A 2,361-nucleotide genomic window follows, 5' to 3' on the forward strand; every position below is an offset into this window, starting at 1 on the left:
ATAACCCAGACCAGAACAGGCGTGCCCTTGCCTGATGACGAGACATTCAGACTACGACTTTTCCAGAAATATAACTTATTGGATTCAGCCACCTGCTTATCCTCTTAAAAAGACTTTTAGCAGCACCATCACGGCCAAAAGTAAAACGATGCCGCCCAACGCCAGCGAGCCAATAATGACCTGACGCCTTTTTTTCATTTTCGCCTGATGTTCGTTGCAGCGTTCGATCACCGTTGAAATATGCTCTTCGGTGATTTTCCTGAGCGCGAGATCTTTATACTCAGGCGATTCAGCCAGTTGCTCTTTCAGGATTGTCCAGAACCGCCGTGATACGACAATATCGCTACCCGAGACGGGGGCACCCTGCGAAATAATCAGAAAGTAATAATTCCCCTGAGTTTCACAGTAAAAGATCCCATCCCCGTACAACGCACGCATCCACAGCGCAAACGGCTCATACAACGTAGAGAGTTTGTGACAAAATGCCGTCATTTCCTGACTGTTGTCGTCAACCGTTTTCAGCTGTCGGTGCGTGCGGCGTAAATGCGCTACCCATTCCAGATAATAGGGTTCATGTGACGCCGGTTGATAATTCCAGACCAGATTGATCAGGACGTTATTCTCTGCCAAACGCTCAAGCATAAACGCCTCACCGGGTTTGTGTAGGAGCGCGATAATGATCGATACCGACAACCATCACTACCGTTTCGGTATGTTCATCGTTAGTGACCGACCCTTCCAGAATGGATATGCCGCGGCTGTCTGCATCCTCTCTGGCTTCGTATTTACTGACCAGTAATAAACTTCCCGGTGTAATGGTAGAAATATTAAAGGTTTCAGTGGTGCTCACAGCAGGCAACTGCACGTCATCGAAAACTTCAATGCCCTGCAGGTAACGCTTAGTAAAGGCGCTGGCCACCTCAATACGACCGTCCGTTAACACACGCGGCGTCAGAATAAAGCTGGTGCCGGTGATCAGTTCGGATGTCTCAACCGTCATGTCCACATCGCCCGTTTCCGAGTCTTCTTCGCGAGTACGACTGGAAACATAATTTTGTGAATTGGTCATGTTGACCGGTACCGGAATATTGTTGCGCGTAATAAAAGAGCCGCTCTGCAATACCTTACTGCCGGTTAATTCATACAGCGCATCCAGCTGTGCGCTGATGTTCATATGCTGATTCGTCCAGCCTGCGGACATGCCGCCGGAAAGTTTCATCAGCATATCGGCACTTTCAATACCGAATGAGGACGTGCCGTCATTAAATTTGCCGTTAATGCCGCCGCCCAGCTCTTTCGCTTTACGCTTATCGAGGGTGAAAATTTTGTAGGTAACCACAAACTGACGCGTATTGTCGGCCTGGAATTTTTTCAGCGCCTCATTAAGGGCGTGATATTCAGACGGACGCGCCGTGATAGTCAGGATCGAAGCATCTTTAAAGATACTGTACATGCCGCTGCTGACGAATTTCTCCGCCATGTCTTCCACGTCGTCCCAGAAGCTGGACTCGAACTTGGTTTCCGCTTTGCCCTTCACGCCGCCGCTTGAGGTGGCCTCGTTGCCGGACAGATCGAGACTGGTTTCAAACTTATTCTCTTCGCCGTAGAAATCGAGCTTCAGCACATAGTTTTGGTAGTAAGAAACCACCAGCACGCCGTTGTTATCCAGCACCGGATTGACGTCATATAGCGCGGAAATATAGCGGGTAAACTCCTCAAAGGTGCCTTCAAAGTTGACGCTGCGGTATTCTGGCTCGCCCGCCTCTGCCTTTTCACCGGCTTTGGTATTAATGCGATAGCTGACGCCGGTCTGCGCCGAAACCGCCTCCAGAATGGTGGCTAAATCGGTCGCTTCATACGACTGAATTTTTACATGCTTGCGCAGCAGGGACTGTTTGCGGGAGTTAAATTCCACTTTTTTACCCAGATAGGGTTCATTATATTTCATGTAGCCGGTGGTTTTCATCTCATCCGGTGTAGTTGGATTACCCGTCTCTTTTAAAACATTATCTTTATTGTATTTCGTATCAAAAGACGTACAGCCCTGAATGGCCAGCGTCAGTGCCAGAAGCGAAACTTTAATATTCATAGCATCATTCCCTTGCGTTTATTACTGTTCATCAATGATCAGTACGTGGTTGGCCTGATAGTCTTTGATCACTAAGCCATAATTCTCAGAGGTAAAAACCTTTCCCAGCTTCACTAATACATCCTGTGTCGTCTTCCCGGAGAGGTTGATTGCTTTATAAATGACAAAATCGGTTGAACTGTTCCACAGCAACTTATAGCCATTTTGCTGCGCCCATTTCGACAGCTGCTGGCTGAGCAATTCTTCTTCGACCAGCACCAGTTTTACTTCCG

The 2,361-nt window shown here is 48.1% G+C and carries 3 protein-coding genes; all 3 read right to left on the minus strand.

Annotation, left to right across the window (positions count from 1 at the left end):
* Positions 1–96: 96 nt before the first annotated feature.
* Positions 97–642, minus strand: coding sequence for a hypothetical protein (locus QRD42_RS01005; protein WP_321987994.1), 546 nt, complete (start codon positions 640–642; stop codon positions 97–99).
* Between the two features lie 7 nt (positions 643–649).
* On the minus strand, positions 650–2,089 hold the full coding sequence (locus QRD42_RS01010) for a type II and III secretion system protein (RefSeq protein WP_072569891.1): 1,440 nt from the start codon (positions 2,087–2,089) through the stop codon (positions 650–652).
* Positions 2,090–2,110: 21 nt separating this feature from the next.
* The coding region (locus QRD42_RS01015; RefSeq protein ID WP_321987995.1) for a TcpQ domain-containing protein at positions 2,111–2,361 on the minus strand (251 nt) is incomplete at its 5' end.

Origin of the sequence: Enterobacter sp. PGRG2, assembly GCF_030291195.1 — a bacterium.
GTDB lineage: Bacteria > Pseudomonadota > Gammaproteobacteria > Enterobacterales > Enterobacteriaceae > Enterobacter_D.